Origin of the sequence: Psychromonas antarctica (genome assembly GCF_022267535.1) — a bacterium.
Lineage (GTDB): Bacteria > Pseudomonadota > Gammaproteobacteria > Enterobacterales > Psychromonadaceae > Psychromonas > Psychromonas antarctica.
Genome location: NZ_JAHNZV010000298.1, coordinates 1 through 532, shown reverse-complemented (window position 1 = coordinate 532; position 532 = coordinate 1). Strand labels below are relative to the sequence as shown.

At 44.2% G+C, this 532-nt stretch carries 1 protein-coding gene; it reads right to left on the bottom strand.

Translation table 11 applies throughout. The features are described from left to right. The coding region (locus tag KSO91_RS17555) for an RHS repeat domain-containing protein (RefSeq protein ID WP_420830965.1) at positions 1-532 on the bottom strand (532 nt) is incomplete at both ends.

The window sequence follows — 532 nt, the reverse complement described above, 5'->3', positions numbered from 1 at the left end:
ACCAGTGGATTACCAAACGCATCCCAGTCAAAGCTTTCTGTTGTATCTTTGCTTTGTGTGCTGTGCGCTTCTGTTTGAGTTTTGCACTCCGAGCTGACTAACTGACTTAATTTGTTATAACTAAAACGACGTTGACTTGGTTTGTTGTGCGTATTGTCATCATCTTTAATCTTTGCTTGCGTCTGCTCCGTGCTGCTGATGAGCTGATTTTTTTTGTCGTATTGATAGCGGCGTTGTTGGTGATAGCCCTGCTGACCTGACCAATCTTGCGCGGTTAAGCGTGAGCGAACATCATAGCCTTGCTGCAAGGTGATGCTGTTGCCTAATGTGTGCTGAGTAATTTGCCCTGCCGCGCTGTACTCAAGTGCTAATAAGGCGGTTTCATTTTCGTCTGGTGGCACAAGTGTTAGGCTGCTTAATAACCCCAATTCATTATATAAATAACCGATTTGTTTGCCATCAGGCAGGATTAAACCACTGCGTTTACCCTGTTGATTAAACGTGTAATTGAGTGTCCAATCAGCCTGTTTAC